Origin of the sequence: Sphingomonas sp. 3-13AW (assembly GCF_049311085.1) — a bacterium.
Taxonomy (GTDB): domain Bacteria; phylum Pseudomonadota; class Alphaproteobacteria; order Sphingomonadales; family Sphingomonadaceae; genus Sphingomonas.
Genome location: NZ_JASNVZ010000043.1, coordinates 1 through 14,272 on the forward strand (window position 1 = coordinate 1; position 14,272 = coordinate 14,272).

Below are 14,272 nucleotides of genomic sequence, written 5' to 3' on the forward strand. Positions count from 1 at the left end.
GTGTTTTTCCAGGGCGGCGGGCCGGGGGCGGACATGCTTCCGTCACCGATGCGAAAGCGTTTAGGCTGGATCGATTTGCAGCTCGCCCAGCAATCGTACCTTTTGGGAGCGGCCTACTCGATCGCCGACATCTACTTCTGGGCCTTGTGGAACTGGATATCAGGAAAACTGTCAGGCGCGGCAGAGTTCGATCACATTGGCAGATGGTGGCGGCGCGTCGGTCTGCGGCCGCTGGTCAGGGCTGCGCTGGAAGCCGAGCGATAGCAGGTTCCGCTCACCGCGGCCACCGACCGGCTGGATCGACGGGGTTCCGGACGGATCAGGTCACACCGCCGCGACACCGCCATCCACGAAGAGCTCGTGCCCCGCGACGAAGCTGCTTTCGTCCGACGCCAGAAAAAGCACCGCATTCGCGACATCTTCGAGACTCCCCAGGCGCCCGAGCGGAACCCCGTTGATCACCTCTTCTTCAGCGCCCGGTGTCTTGTCGAAGAAGCCCCGGATCAGGGCGGTTTCGGTGGCACCTGGCGAGACGACGTTCACGCGGATGCCCCGGTCTTTTAGTTCGTCAGTCCAGCTGCGCGCAAAGGATCGAACCGCTGCCTTGCTGGCATTGTAGAGCGACTGGCCGGGGAACGCCTTGGAACCCGCAATCGAGCCATTGAGGACGATTACGCCTCCCTCTGCCATCAATGGCAGAGCCTTCTGCACAGTGAAGACCAGACCTTTCACATTGAGGTCGAAGGTTGAATCAAAATGGGCTTCGTCGATCGCTTCCAGGGGAACGGGCTGGTGCACGCCGGCATTGGCGAAGACAACATCGACCCTGCCGTGGTCACGCTCGATGCGTTCGTAGAGCCTCGCAAGGTCAGTGAGATTGGTGACGTCGCCTTGCACGCCGACCGCACCGTGGCCGATCTTGCTGACCGCTTGGTCGAGCACCGCATGGCGCCGCGCGGTGATGTACACCAGGGCTCCCTCCTCCGCGAAGCGCTGCGCGGACGCCAACCCGATGCCGTCACTGCCGCCAGTGACTACCACAACCTTGCCTTCGAATCGCTTCGCCATCATATCAGCCTCTCGAATAAGTGGAGGAGTTCTCCGCTTAGATATGGAGGCTTCCTCCACTTGGCAAGATGAGGGCGAAGAGTTGGTCGAGGCTGGTCTACGCGCCGATGCGGAACGGAACCGCCAACGTATTCTCGTTGCGGCAGAGGAAGCATTCCTGGAGCGAGGGGCAGACGTCCCGCTCGAGGAGGTAGCCAAGCGCGCGAAGGTCGGGATCGGAACACTCTATCGTCGATTCCCGACGCGAGAGGCGCTTTTGGCGGCCACCAGCAACGAGCGCTTTCTATCGGTCGCGGAGATGAGCCGCGCGCGAGATGCGGATGGTGATCCCGCAGACGCGATGCGCCAGTTTCTTGAGGATCTCGCGATGAACACGAGCGTCTATCAAAGCCTTGCTGCTTCGCTAGGGACGGTCATCCAACACGGCACGCCTGGCTGTAACGCGATCACCGCGGAGGGGCAGCGACTGCTTCAGCGCGCTCAGGAGGCCGGTATCGTTCGCGGAGACGTCAGCTTCGACGACATTATCTGTGTGGTGAGCGGGATAGCGATCGCGGTCGAAAAGGACAGCGCGCCGGCGTCGCGCGTTGCTCATTTGGTGGACCTGCTCCTAACCGGCATGCGCGTGCGCTGAACGCGCGGCCGTTCATTCTCCCCGACCCTCCGTTCCATCTGCTGTCGACACAGCATCGAACGAGCGGCACCTAGCCACTTCGCGGTGTAAGGACGATGGCGCCGCGCGACACGCCAGCTTCCAGATCTTCGTGCGCTCGCGCCGCATCGCGCAGCGCATAGGCTTTCCAGATGTGCGGCTTGATGATGCCAGATGCGACCGCCTCCAGAACGTCGCGCGCGCGCTCCCGATATTCGGGAACGGCCGTGATATGCGCGCCGAGTCCAGGACGGGTTAGATAGATCGATCCCTTTTTGTTGAGAGTCTCCACGGCGACGGGATCCGGACCTCCCGATGAGGCGCCGAATGAGACCATCGTGCCACGAGGGGCCAGGCAATCGAGCGAGACGTCGAACGTTTTCCGGCCGATCGCGTCGTAGACAACATCGGCTTTCCGACCGCCCGTTGCTGCTCGGATGCCGGCAGGAAGGTCGTCGCGCCCCCAGACGAGCACGGCGTCGCAGCCGGCCGCCTTCGCCGCGTCGAGGCTTTCCGGACGCGAGACGACGCCGATGACCGTCGCGCCCCAGCGCCTTGCCCAGGGCGCGAGGATCCGACCGACTGCACCCGCGACCCCGTAAAGCAGGACGACCGTGCCCGGTTCAACGCGGTAGGTCGATTTGATGAGATATTGCGCGGTCAGTCCCTTGAAGAAGATGGCGGCCGCTTCCTCGAAACTGATCTGGTCGGGCAGCTTGATCAGCCGCTCCGCGGGATAGAGCCGCCCGCTGGCATAAGCCCCGGTTGGACCGAGCGCGTAGGCGACGCGGTCGCCGACAGCGACTTCATCGACCTCGGGCCCGATGGCGACGACACGCCCCGCACCCTCAAGGCCTATGCCGCTCGGCAGTGGGATCGGGACGGCGCCATTGCGCTGTGTCACGTCCAGATAGTTGACGCCGATAGCCTCTTGCTCAAGCCACACCTCACCGACCCCAGGCTTGGCGCGGTCGAACTGCTGGACCTGCAGCACATCGGGGCGGCCGTTGCGATTAAAGGTAATCCGCGTGTCCATGACGGCTCCTTGTTCTGCTGCGGTCAGGCTCTCGGCCTTTGGGGGCACTTCGGATGCGGCCCTGACCGCCTCACACTCGGCCCCACGGCGTTGCGCCACACCATTTCCGACGCCCTGCGGCGGCGACTACGAAGACCTGCACGGGATACTTTCGTGCTCAAAGAACCGGGTGCAACCCGCGAACAGGGCTGACGCCTTCGAGGAGGCCAGCGACGTGCAGAATGGTGGATTCGGCGAGCCAGCTGCCGATGATCTGGATGTTGATCGGCATGCCTTCCTTGCTGGTGCCGAACCGCATCGAGATGCCCGGAAGCCCGGTGACGTTGAGTGGCACGGTTGCCGCCTGCAGGTAGGTCGCGTCTACTGTCTGGCCGTCGATGACGAATTCCTCGACACCATGCTTGTGCGCCGGGATCGGCAGGACATGCGTAATCAGCGCGTCATAGCGGGAGAAATAATCGGCATAGCCGTCCCGAAGGCGTTCGGCAGCCTGTTCGGCCTCGATGAAGTCGACCATCGAGGTGTCCGGCAGCGACAGCATGGTCTTGGCCATCTTGTACATCTGATCCTCATGGCCGGCGGTCGCCTCACGGAAGGCGGGCTTCATCTCCATGACGTGCAGGCGATTGAACACCTCGAGCGCAAAGTCGCGCTCGAGCGCCGGTATGCCCACCTGCTCGACGTGAAGACCGAGATCCTCAAGCGCCTCGGCTGCTTGTTTGACGGTCGCGGCGACTTCAGCGTCGACGGGGCCAAGGCCAGGGCCGACCATCCAGCCTAGCCGGACCTGGCGAGATGGCTGCCGCCCGATGCCGGCGTCGAACGCGGCCGTGCTGGTTGCGAACGCGTCCCGGCCGTCCGGACCGGCGAGTTGAGAGAAGGCCAGGGCGATGTCGCGGACCGATCGTGCCATGGGCCCAACGTGCCAGAAGCGGCGCGGCGCACGCGGCCAGATGCCTGTCATCGGTACGCGACCATGTGTTGGTTTCATGGACGTGATGCCGGTTTGCGCCGCAGGGCCGCGCACGGAAATGGCGAGATCAGTGCCGAGCCCGAGTGGCGACATGCCGGCGGAGATCGCGGCGGACTCGCCGCCGCTCGATCCACCTGGGGTGCGGCTCAAATCCCACGGGTTATTGGACCTACCCGAGAGCAGATTGTCGCTCTCGATCCAATAAGAGAACTCGGGCAGGTTCGTCTTGGCGAGCAGGATGCCGCCCGCCTTCTTCATCCGCGCAACACTGGTCGCGTCCTCTTCGGGACGCCGGCCCTTGAAGATCGGTGAGCCGCGTTGGGTCAGCACATCGGCGGTGTCGATAGAGTCTTTCACCGTGAACGGCACGCCGTGGAGGGGGCCAAGTTCCTCACCCGACAGCACCATCGCTTCTGCTGCCTGGGCCGCCGCCAGCGCGCCATCGGCGATGGTCACGATTGCGTTCACGTCCCGATCCACGCTGGCGATGCAGTCGAGATGCGCCTGCACCACCTCCACCGGTGAGACCTGCTTGGTGCGGACCATCTCAGCCAGGTCAGTTGCATCGGAAAAGATGAGGTCGCCACTCATTGGACCCTCCTACCTAACGTTCGTTAGGCTGCTAATCGCTATGGGTTACTTTTGGTTCCGTCAAGCCTAACTAACCGCCGTTAGGCATATGCAGGGCGGCATGAACATGAATGCGAAAGAGGTCATTCTGAACGAGGCTACGCGGATCGCCCAGGCGCATGGCTATAGCGGCATGAATCTTCGCGACCTGGCGGACAAGGTCGGCATTAAGCCCGCCAGCATCTACCATCATTTCACCAACAAGGCCGATCTCGGCGCGGCGGTGGCGAAACGCTATCGGGAGGATGCCGCCGTAAATCTGGAGGCGATCAGCGCGGCGGAGGCTGACCCAAGGGCAGCGCTCAGCCGCTATCCCGAGGTGTTCCGTCGATCCCTTGAGAGTGACAACCGGCTTTGCCTGGGTAGCTTTATGTCCGCGGAGCATGACGACCTGCCGGAGCAGGTGATCAAGGAGGTTCTGGCTTTCACCGACGTCAATCTCTCCTGGCTGGCCAAGATGCTCGTCTCGGCAGGGGCAGTGCATTCCGATGTCGAAGCCGAGACCAGGGCCCGCGCGATCTTCGCGGCGGTCGCAGGCGCGCAACTGATGGCTCGAAGCCGTGCCGACATCAGGATCTTCGATACGCTCATGGAGGACTACCGAAGGGCCGGGCTGCTGCCGTCCTGAAGAACCCCTTGGGACGCGCTGACCGGGATCCGCCATTGTCCAGGGTCTGGAGAAGCCGTTCTGGGCGGGATCACACGGGTGAGAGGAACCTGGCGGGCCCTACCGAGCGGCCCGCCAAGGCCCTGCGCGAAAAGCAGCTTAGCGTCTCGCAGGCTGCCGTTTTCTAAATCGGCTTTGCGTCCGGATCGGGCTTGCGGAGATCCTCGAGCGTTGCCGTGCTGCCGAACAGGCCCAAGCTGATGTTGGAAACGTCCCTGAATATCACATAGGCCGGGACACGGTCTTCCTGACCAGAGGCCGCGCCGAGGATCTTGGTGGCCTTTTCGATGAAGACCTCCTTCGCGGTCGCGTCGAACCCGCCTTCAAGCACGTTCACAAGCAGCGTGGCAATCTTGGCTGTCGCCCGTTTGCCGCCGTTGTAGATGTTCCCCACGGGAAGGTCGTTGAAGTGCAAGTAGGTGGTGCTTCGGACGAACTCGGTACGGGCAAGACGCTCGCACTCCGCGCCTAGATCCGTGAGCTGGCTGGCGATTGAGTCTTTTGCCGACTGATTAAAGGTCCCTTCGGCGGAACTGAGGAACATGATGGGCATATTCTATCTCCTGGGCTGATGTTCACTGGAAGTCGGTGACGACGACGAACCCTTCGGTTTCGAAAGAGGGGATGCGGTCGAAGACACTTTGCACGTCGCTGAGGGAGATTTCCTCGCTGATCAGTTTGCTGGGCTGGAGAGTCCCGCTGTCGACGAGCCTGAGCAGATCGGGATACTGGCTGTGCGGATTGCCGAGCGTCCCCACCAGGGACCATTCGTTGAACACCATCTGGTCGATCGGGATCTGGATTTGTCCCTGATCATCCTGGGTTGTCAGTCCGGCCACGCAGAGCCGTCCACCTTTTGCCAAGGTGTGGAGAGCGGTGAGGGTGGTATTCTGTCCACCCATGGCGTCGATCGCCACCTCGGCACCTTTGCTGCCGACGATCTTCGTGACGCTTTCCCGAAGGTCTTCGGGGCTGAGGCCCGCAGAGTTGATGACGTGGCGAGCGCCCGCCCTCTCGGCTGAGCGGAGGGCGCTTTCCTTCGTGTCGATCGCGATCACCAGGCCACCCGTGGCGGCGGCAATCTGCACGGCAGACAAGCCCACACCGCCGGCGCCGACGACCACGACGATTTCACCGGCCTGGACCCGAGCCCGCGACCTGACGGCCCGATAGGACGTCATGTAGCGGCAACCCAGCGCGGCAGCATCCTTCTCGGTGACGTTTTCGGGCAGCTCGATGCAGTTCAAGTCCGCGTTCGGGACGCGGGCATATTGCGCGAACCCACCAGAACCCGGAGTTGTGAAGCCCCAAGCTGCGTTGTCGCAAAGGTTCTGCATGCCATTTCGACAATATGGGCAGTCCCCGTCCGCGTAGTTGAAGGGAACGCACACACGCATGCCCGGTTTTAGTCGGGTCACGCCCGACCCGATCCGCTCGACGACTCCACCGATCTCGTGACCCAGTGTGATGGGAATAGGGAGGTTCAGTCCTGCCCAAGTCCAGTCGCCGTTCCAAACGTGCCAATCTGTCCTGCAGATGCCCGACGCCGTGATCCTCACGAGAACATCTTCGTCGCCTATCTCTGGAATTGGGATTTCCCGAACTTCCATAGGCTTGCGAAGCTGCTCAACCTGCACTGCGCGCATAGTCGCCATCTTAATCCCCATAAGCAAGAGTTTACGCCGTTTATTCATGACCACAGGACACGCCAGCACTAATGGCATTGCAGGGCCTCGGTACGACTGTGACCGCAATCTGGAGATATGGGATAGTCGCCAGCGGTGGAAGTAAATCCCGGTAAAGGTTGCTGCGTGTCGAAGGGCTGAACTTCTACACGGATGAGTCCGGCGGAACCGAGACTAGCCGAGGGAAATGCAATCGACCGCGAGTCTTTAGTTCCCCGAAGTGGGAGGCGCCCCTTTCGGGGGCTCACCTCCTATAAGCCGCGGCTCCACGCGGAACGGGCAGATCGGATTCATCCGCTGGCGAGAGGAGAGACTGGTGATGCGCCGTCCGCTCTAAAAGGAAGACTGGCCGCAGCATCTTTGCGAGGAACGGCACATCGCGCAGCGATGAGCTGACGGCCAGTGGCCTATCCTCCATCATGCGGTGAAGCGCCTGTTAGCTATGCTGCTAGCTTTTTGCTTTACCACGATTCACCCCCCCGGCGATGCATGAGGACTATACGGGTTCCAGACGGAGAACCCTGCCGGTTGGCTGAGGCAGAAGAAAGCGATTGGCAGGTCGAACGTCCGCGGATCCCAAGGGGAGGCGCGCTCGGTTGATCGAGCCGTCGATCAAACATCGGGAGCATCGCATGGAATGGAGCGACATCAAGGTCTTCCTGCAGGTGGTGCGAGGCGGGACGATGACGGAGGCGACGGCGTCGCTGCGGATGGACCATTCCACGATCAGTCGGCGGATCGCCCGTCTTGAGCGCGAGGCGGGCGTGCCGCTCTTCGAGCGGGCAGGCAGGCGCCTGGCTATCACGCCGGAGGGGGCGCGAATGGCGGAAGCCGCGGAGAAGCTCGAATCCATTATTCTGCGGGAGGTGATGAGTCTGTCCGAAAGCAGGGCGATGATCTCAGGAAAGGTGCGCATCGGTTGCACCGAGGAGTTTGGCGCGCACTATCTCGCGCCAAGACTGTGGAACATCGCTCGGGAGTACCCGGAACTTGACCTCGAACTCGTAGCCCTTCCTCGTAGCTTCTCGTTAGCGACGCGGGAAGTCGACGTCGTCGTGACAATGGACCGTCCGGCTTCCGGAGATATCCGCTTCAAGAAGCTAACCTCGTTCGCGTACGGTCTCTACGGCGCGTCTTCGTATTTTGGAGACCGACCCCGCCCCGCGCGGGTATCAGACCTCTCCGGCGACACCTGGTGCGGTCCCATCAGAGAGTTGCTCCATACGAGCGAGCTCGATCTCGTCGGCATCGACGATGCGTTTCTGGAGCCTCGATTCAGGACCACCAGCGTCACCGCCCAGCTTGCAACCGTGCTCAGCGGCAGCGCAATCGCTATCCTCCCATGCTTCGTCGCCGGCGATCATCCCCAACTCGAACGCCTCCTTACCGCGCAGGTCTGCCCCCTCCGCAATTACTGGATCGCCGTTCACGAGGATTTGGCGGAGTCGCCCCGCGTGCGAGTCGTGATGGATGGGATCGGGAAGGCAGTCGCACAGGACCGCAGCCGGTTCCTCGCCGAGGAGCGAGATCACGCCGCGGTGAATATGCTGCTGGAAAAGCAAGACGCCGCAGTTATCGGGCCGATTGCCCGGCTGATCACGATTCCAAGCCGCGAGATCGAGATCCAGCGCGGTGTCTAGATTCTGGCGTTTTGGTACTGCGGCACCGGGCGGCGAGTTTGAGTTACCGTGTGAACGGTCCTGATCGCGCCGCAGACGCTCGTTGGCTCGAACCGCCCTCTACGGAGCACCTGGCCGACTTCGCCGTACGAGCCGCAATTTGTGCTCACATCCTCGAAGGGAAAACGCAATGAAGGCATTCATCATCGGCGTCTCTGGTGGGACCGGGGGCCGAGTAGCCGACCAACTCGTGCAACGCGGCGACGAGGTCGCCGGCATCGCACGACGGGAAGGCCAGCTCGCCCCCCTCGCCGACAAGGGAATCGCCGCCAGCCTCGGCGACATCGTGACGATCACCGAGCGGGATCTCGCCGATGCGATGGCCGGTAGCGACGTCGTCCTCTTCAGCGCTGGTGCCGGGGGCCGCGACGGTGATGAAGCGACAACCGCGATCGACGGCCGAGGCCCCGGAAAAGCGGCCGGAGCGGCCGTCATCGCGGGAGTGAAGCGCTTCTACCTCGTGTCAGTCTTCCCCGAGGCATGGCGTGAGCGGCACCTCAGCGAGGATTTTGAGCACTATATCGTTGAGAAGAAGAATGCGGAGGCGGATCTGGTCACACGCGATCTAGACTGGGTGATCCTTCGACCGTCAGCCTTGCTCAACGAGCCAGGTACCGGACGTGTAGACCTCGGCTACGCCAAAATCCACGAGGAGATCTGCCGCGACGACGTCGCCACAACCTTGGTCGCTCTGATGGACGAGCCTAGCATAAGGCGCGTTATCCTAGAGGTGACTGGCGGAGCTACGCCCATCCGGACCGCCGTAGCCGATCTGGCAACTCGCTCCGGCTGACCCTGGGATCAGTCGATCCGCAGCCCGGGCGAGCACTCGGGTGGATGGGCTCCTCCTGCGGGTCCGGTGTCGGCAGCCTGCGGCTTCTCAAGATCGGCTAGGATGCGGAGGGCGAACGTCTGTGCCCCCATGGCAAGCGCCTGGCCTTGGGCCTGGGCCAGAATAGCCTGTGCTTCTGCCGTCCGTCCGAGCGCATACAGGACGGCGGCTCTGATCCTGAGAAGCTCGGGCCTGCACCACAACTCCTGCGTCTCCTCGCACAGCGCCAGCGCCGTCGCGATCGCATCCCTGGCTTCCGCGACGCGGCTCGCGTTCAGCAGCGCTTCCGCGAGAATGCCGGCGTACATCGGCGTTCGCAGGAGGATCCGATCCGATACCAACTCATCAAGTGCCGACCGCATCATTGATATGCGGGCAGACGGCTCGGCGCTGTCGGCAGCGGCCGCACTGTAGAACCTCCGGACGGGCTCCCACAGTCTGATGTTCTCCCCTTCGGGGCCTCGCTCCAGGGTGGAAAGATATTGCCGAACCCGATCGCGGTCGCCCGACCAGAAAGCGATCGGTAGCGCGACGAGCGAGATAATGTTGTGCAGCCCTCCGACCGCGTCGACCGTGGACACCATTGCGTCCATCATAACGATCGCACGATCCTGATGGCCCGTGAGCCAAGTCGAGAACGTGAGCGTGCTGTGGATGCTGACCGACCGTTCCTGTCGATACCTTGTCGTGCGCGAGGGTGGGACGCCCTGCTGGAGGTCCTCGGCTAGCTGCTCCAACTTGGTCCTGACCTGAACCAGCTTACCAAGATGCATCTCGGGAAGCGCAAGCAGACGCTCCCCGTCGTGGATCGATCCGCGGTCACCTGCTGCGTGCGCCAACGCGAGGAACTGGTGGATCAATTCGACGGCCTCGTTGTTCCGCCCGCTGTAGATTAGGAATACGCTCTTGCCGAACATTGCCCGCAGGCGACGGCCAAGGTCGCCGCTCTGCTCCGCGAGTTCGACTGCGCGATCCCAAGCCCTGGTGGTTTCGGAACGAGGCGCACGGGCTAGATTCATCATGTAGGCGCGCGCGTGTGCCAGCGCCGCCTTCTGGAAGGCCTTGTCGATACCGGGGGGAGACTGCTCCAGAGCCCGGGCAACCTGTAGCAGTTGCTCCACAAACGAGGACTGCTCATTCCAAAGTGGAATGGCCGCGACAGCAATGTCGACACCCAGCGAGGCATCCCCCGCGTCCCCAAAACACCAGTCCAACGCCTTGCGTAGATCGCCGACCTTGGGCCCGTAGCGGGCGCGCCATGCAACGCTGTCTGTAGACCTCCACTCTGCTGCCGCCTGCTGGAAAACGGCGAGGACCAATTGGGCATGGTGTCGATTGGCGTTCCACGAGATCGGCGCGCTGCTCAGAACCTGCGCTGCGTAGCGCTTCGTACTTTCCAGCAGTCGATAAGAGATTCGGTCATCGAGGATATCCGCGGCGAGCAGGGATTTAGCGACGAGCGACCCGAGTGCGGTGGTCGTCTGGTAGGGGTCGTACTGGACCAGGCGCGCCATGTGCGTGACGTCGTTCCATTCAAACGAGCCAGCGAAAACGGAGAGGAGCTGGAACAGTGTAGCTTCCTCCTCCGAGAGGAGTCGGTAGCTCCAGTCCAGCGTCGCTTGGAGCGTGCGGTGACGTGCGTGCGCACCGCCGCGGTGCGGGAACGCGTATAGGGATCGGCCGATTGAGGCGTGAAGTTGCTCGAGCGAAAAGTGGTCAAGCTGCGCAGCGGCAACCTCGATGGCGAGCGGAATACCATCCAAGGCTTTGCACAACTGCGCCGCCACCAGGGCATCGCCTTCCGACAGATGGTAATCAGCGCTTTCCCGGGCGCGGATGGCGAGGAGCCCAACGGCTGGATATTCGAGGACCTGCGACGCAGTCATCTCGCCGGGTGAAGCGGGGAAGGGGAGGGGCTCCACGCGCTGAAGCTTCTCCGTAGCTACGCCTAAGGGCTCACGGCTCGTGGTCAGAAGGCAGCTTCTGATCTTGGCGTCAATCATCTGTTGCGCGAATGCTGCGGTCGCGGCGATCACGTGCTCGCAGTTGTCGAGTACGATAAGAGATCGCCGGTCCCGCAGATGATCCGCGATGGCAGTGCCCACATCCCCCGGATCCCCCCGTACCCCAATGCTGGATGCGATCAGATGGGAGACCATGGCCTGATCGTCTGTCACCGTCAGGTCCACGTAATAGACGCCGTCGGGAAACTGAGCGCCCCAGGTATGCGCGACCGCCACAGCGAGGCTTGTTTTGCCCACGCCTGCTGCTCCGACGAGCGTGACCAGGCGCGTCTCACCCAGCGATCGAGAGATGGCCGCCACGTCACCATCGCGGCCAATGAGGTGCGGAGCTGCTGGAAGGCTTTGCTCCGCCTGCTCATACGAGTGATCCAGATCGGCAGCGTGGACTCTCTCAACCTGCACGGCACTGACGAACTGGTAGCCGCGCCCAACCACCGTCGCGATGTAGGTCGGGTGGGGGAGTGTGTCCTCAAGGGCCCGGCGCAGACTCCGGATGTGCACCTTCAGGTTCTGATCGTCGACGAAGACCTTGGGCCAGGCGAACTCCATCAACTCCTTCTTGCTGACCTCGGTCCCAGCCTTCATCACAAGTAGGTGGAGCAGGGCGAGCGCCCGTCCGCCGATTTTCACCGGCCGCGCACCCTTCAAAAGGACGTGACGGCCGGGCACCAGACGGAAGGAGCCGAATACGAATGCGGCATCCATCTCCGTGTCAGGTTGCATGGCCACCGTTCCCACAGCATCCCGCCTTTGCGGAGGCACGTCCGGTCGGGCGACTCGGACTCTCCCACGGTAAGCGTCGCGTTAATATAATCCTGGTGTCATCCGTTACCAACGCTGCGCTACAGTCAGCATCCGCAAACAAAAGGCGGCCATGTTCTTGACGAACGGAGGTCGGACTCCATCCGGGGGAACAACCGCGACACACCGATGATATGGTTTGAAGCCAGAGGAGGCGAGCGTGGGCAGCTCCCTCTATCCGAACGCCTAAAATGACCGACCGCGCATTCTCACGCCTTGCTGAACACCTTCTGATATCCCTTTGCAGCCGGTGCGGTGGGAAGTGCGAGAGGCTTCGGCCTTCCTTTACCTCAATTTACCGTGTTGAACGTCATCAGCGTTGCTCTCCGCTCTCCATTCCATCAGGGGCTGCGTGCATTCTCGAAAAGGGAATGCGCGCACGGACGACGTCGCTTCGATGGTGTACGGGCCGACGCGACATCGCTGACCCTAGAGGAGGTCTTTCGGATGACCGACCGCGAAGGGGAAATCGAGCGGGCAACGGCCCGGTTCGCTGCGACGTGGGCCACCTTTTCCGGCCGCACACAGGGCGCTGACCACTTTGAAGACTCTCTCTTGGTGCGGCGCCACCCAGGCTGGAGCACCGATATATCTACAGCTGGGCTACAGGCGGGGCCCCTCGTTTCGAGCTTTGCGGCTGGCGGAGACGCAATGATGTCCGCCGCCCTGCTCGTCTCTCAGGTTACAGCTAACAAGATGCAGGTGTGCGGGCATACCTGCAGAACGGTGCCGCTTACCAGCAGGATCTCAGCTTCTGGTCGCACGCTCACCAAGGTGGGGCTTGCGCGCGTCTACACAGGGCGCCAGCTGATCACTAGGCCGTAGACTCATAAGCCCGCAGCCAGAGCCGCGGTGAGGCGAGCTGGACCATTGGCAGCGAGCTTGTCGTAGCGGGTGGCGACGCGGCGGAAGTCCCTCAGCTTGGAGAAGAACCGCTCGATGAGGTTGCGCTCGCGGTAGAGGCGCTTGCTGTAGCAGGGCTGCCAGCGCCGGTTGCTCTTCGGCGGAATGTTGGGCGTGGCACCCTGCTCCTGGATGAGCTCGCGGATACGGTCGGCGTCGTAGGCCTTGTCGGCCAGCACGATGGTGCGCGGGCCGCGGTGATCGAGTAGGCGATCGACAATCTGCCCGTCGTGGGCTGACCAGCGGCCAGGCCGAGCCGGATCGCGAGCCCGTGCGCGTCCAAGACGACGTGGATCTTGGCCGTGAGGCCGCCGCGCGATCGACCGAGACAGTGATCTGCACCCCCATTTTGCCGTCGCGGCCTGCTGGAGGGCGCGAACGGAGGTACTATCGATCATCTGGATGCCGCCGTCATGCGCGGCGGCCATGGCGTCCATCAGTCGGTCCCGCACGCCAGCCTGCCGTCATTCATTGAAGCGGTTGTAGCAGGTGTGCGCCGACCATAGCGCTCGGGCAGGTCGCGCCAGGGTGCACCGGACCGCAACACCCAAAAGATGCCGTTCAGCACGCGCCGGTCGTCAACGCGCGGCACGCCTCGCGGCTTGTTGGGCAGCAGCGGCTCGATCACGCGCCACTCAAAGTCAGTCAGATCATATCGGCTCATACCGACGCTGAATCAGCATTCTGCTCGGCAGTAACGCCGGTCAGTTGGGATCAGCCTGCAGACACAGCTTTGCATTTCATGTCCGTCCTGCTGTGCCCGGAACCGCGCGGCGGTTTATGCTTCACCGCACATTCGCCAGGTTCTTTGCTGCGAACAAACTGTGCGCTGCAATTAAGCCGATCGGGGGCCGCTTCGTTGAAGGCGGTGCGTAAGCCGCCATCACGCAGCAGTATAAAGGAGCAGCGATATCCTTCGCGGTTGCTGCCACAGGACATATCTAGAATGTGGAGTTTAGGCCCCTCGCGTCTTCCTGACCTGCATTGTACCACAGTGATGCTGGCCACTTACCATTTCCGATCATTGCATTGAGTTGCAGGTCGTCCCAGAGCGCAGCGCGAAGCCGCCCTGCTCACGGCTCCGCCGGCGGAGACAGATTTGCTGCGGCCAGCATGGTCAACATGCGACCGAGGATACCACGCCGAACAGTGCTTTCCACCCTGCCTCCCTCAACGCCGATTTATGGGTTCACGGCCTAGCACTACTTTGGCAGAAGCATGAGTTTAGGGATTCCCTCGCCGCTGATTGCGTGATTCATGGGGAGCCAGCTTTGACGGAGGCTGGCGATGGACGAGGACTGGCAGACGGATCTGGAGCGATG

At 62.5% G+C, this 14,272-nt stretch carries 11 protein-coding genes and 1 pseudogene; 5 read left to right on the forward strand and 7 right to left on the reverse strand.

Annotation, left to right across the window (positions count from 1 at the left end; genetic code table 11):
• Positions 1 to 264 (forward strand): glutathione binding-like protein (locus QP045_RS21085; RefSeq protein WP_422516972.1); only part of this gene is annotated, 264 nt, incomplete at its 5' end.
• 60 nt (positions 265 to 324) lie between these two features.
• Here QP045_RS21085 and QP045_RS21090 read toward each other — a convergent pair.
• Entirely contained in the window at positions 325 to 1,068 is a 744-nt protein-coding gene (locus tag QP045_RS21090) for an SDR family NAD(P)-dependent oxidoreductase (RefSeq protein ID WP_422516973.1), read from the reverse strand.
• A gap of 43 nt (positions 1,069 to 1,111) precedes the next feature.
• Between QP045_RS21090 and QP045_RS21095 the strand changes: the two genes are divergently transcribed.
• Positions 1,112 to 1,702, forward strand: coding sequence for a TetR/AcrR family transcriptional regulator (locus tag QP045_RS21095; protein ID WP_422516974.1), 591 nt, complete (start codon positions 1,112 to 1,114; stop codon positions 1,700 to 1,702).
• 70 nt (positions 1,703 to 1,772) lie between these two features.
• Here QP045_RS21095 and QP045_RS21100 read toward each other — a convergent pair whose 3' ends face one another.
• The gene (locus QP045_RS21100; RefSeq protein ID WP_422516975.1) at positions 1,773 to 2,756 is read right to left on the reverse strand and encodes a quinone oxidoreductase family protein; all 984 of its coding nucleotides are present in this window, start codon (positions 2,754 to 2,756) and stop codon (positions 1,773 to 1,775) included.
• Between the two features lie 157 nt (positions 2,757 to 2,913).
• Positions 2,914 to 4,320 carry an amidase gene (locus tag QP045_RS21105; RefSeq protein ID WP_422516976.1) on the reverse strand — a complete coding sequence of 469 codons (1,407 nt, stop codon included), beginning with the start codon at positions 4,318 to 4,320 and terminating at the stop codon, positions 2,914 to 2,916.
• Positions 4,321 to 4,420: 100 nt separating this feature from the next.
• On the opposite strand from QP045_RS21105, the gene QP045_RS21110 reads away from it, so the two are divergent.
• Positions 4,421 to 4,987, forward strand: a complete 567-nt coding sequence (locus tag QP045_RS21110; protein ID WP_422516977.1) for a TetR/AcrR family transcriptional regulator — start codon at positions 4,421 to 4,423, stop codon at positions 4,985 to 4,987.
• A gap of 163 nt (positions 4,988 to 5,150) precedes the next feature.
• On the opposite strand, the gene QP045_RS21115 is transcribed toward QP045_RS21110, so the two are convergent.
• On the reverse strand, positions 5,151 to 5,579 hold the full coding sequence (locus QP045_RS21115; RefSeq protein ID WP_422516978.1) for a hypothetical protein: 429 nt from the start codon (positions 5,577 to 5,579) through the stop codon (positions 5,151 to 5,153).
• 22 nt (positions 5,580 to 5,601) lie between these two features.
• A complete protein-coding gene (locus QP045_RS21120; protein ID WP_422516979.1) occupies positions 5,602 to 6,681 on the reverse strand; it encodes an alcohol dehydrogenase catalytic domain-containing protein in 1,080 nt (359 codons plus the stop codon).
• 626 nt (positions 6,682 to 7,307) lie between these two features.
• Between QP045_RS21120 and QP045_RS21125 the strand changes: the two genes are divergently transcribed.
• Both QP045_RS21125 and QP045_RS21130 read left to right on the forward strand, forming a co-directional pair.
• Positions 7,308 to 8,351: a LysR family transcriptional regulator gene (locus QP045_RS21125; RefSeq protein ID WP_422516980.1), complete on the forward strand. Its 1,044-nt coding sequence runs from the start codon at positions 7,308 to 7,310 to the stop codon at positions 8,349 to 8,351.
• A gap of 169 nt (positions 8,352 to 8,520) precedes the next feature.
• Positions 8,521 to 9,183, forward strand: coding sequence for an NAD(P)-binding oxidoreductase (locus QP045_RS21130; RefSeq protein ID WP_422516981.1), 663 nt, complete (start codon positions 8,521 to 8,523; stop codon positions 9,181 to 9,183).
• A gap of 8 nt (positions 9,184 to 9,191) precedes the next feature.
• Here QP045_RS21130 and QP045_RS21135 read toward each other — a convergent pair whose 3' ends face one another.
• Positions 9,192 to 11,969, reverse strand: coding sequence for an ATP-binding protein (locus QP045_RS21135; protein WP_422516982.1), 2,778 nt, complete (start codon positions 11,967 to 11,969; stop codon positions 9,192 to 9,194).
• 905 nt (positions 11,970 to 12,874) lie between these two features.
• A pseudogene (locus tag QP045_RS21140) lies at positions 12,875 to 13,614 on the reverse strand (IS5 family transposase).
• Between the last annotated feature and the right edge of the window lie 658 nt (positions 13,615 to 14,272).